This window comes from Bartonella capreoli, from assembly GCF_902813205.1.
In the GTDB taxonomy this organism is placed as follows: Bacteria; Pseudomonadota; Alphaproteobacteria; order Rhizobiales; family Rhizobiaceae; genus Bartonella; species Bartonella schoenbuchensis.
The window spans coordinates 1-669 of record NZ_CADDZX010000082.1 but is presented as its reverse complement, the minus strand read 5'-3'; the positions used below and the strand labels follow the sequence as shown (position 1 = coordinate 669).

The following is a 669-nucleotide window of genomic DNA, read 5'->3' as shown; positions in this document are numbered from 1 at the left end:
GCATATAATAGAACGCCATAACAAGATACTTCGCGATAAATTGTCAAGACCAGTAAGTACTGTAGATCCTGTGGTTGTAATACCGGAGACGGATTCAAAAATTGCTTCTGCTAGGGAAATTGGAAGAGGGGAAAGATAAAGAGGTAAAGCGCCAACAATGCTTCCTGTTAGCCAAAGACAAACAGTGAGCATAAAACCAAGCCGTGCTGAAAAACGACAAGTAGCTCCCCTGGTAGCTAAAAGAATCAGCGTTGCTAACATGGTGGTTATAGTGAAAGAATAGAGAAATGTTACCCAATTGTGGTTATTGTCATGCAAACCAACAAAAATGGGCAGAAGCATTGCTCCTCCCATGATTAACGCAAAACGTGCACAGACATTGATAATAAATTGAAAAATGACCGTTTCCTATCTTTAAATTTATTTTTTTTTACGGTTTTGTTCTCATTAGAATTTACATTTCTTATTTTATACGATAAAGATTAACCTCTATATTAAATATGCATTGGTATATTAAAAAATGAACTTTCTCATCAAAAATGCAAAGTATTACATATACTCCACATCTTAGGCTGTTGAAAAATGTTTTTTTAATACAGCATTCCGTTATAATTTATAGAACAATTAAGTAAGGAAAAGTGAAGGGGATTCTATGGCACAATCGCATAT

Annotated in this window: 1 protein-coding gene; it reads right to left on the bottom strand. The window is 34.5% G+C overall.

What is annotated here, in order from left to right:
- A partial coding sequence (locus J7R05_RS07420) for a potassium transporter TrkG (RefSeq protein WP_281388227.1) occupies positions 1-342 on the bottom strand: 342 nt, incomplete at its 3' end.
- Positions 343-669 lie beyond the last annotated feature (327 nt).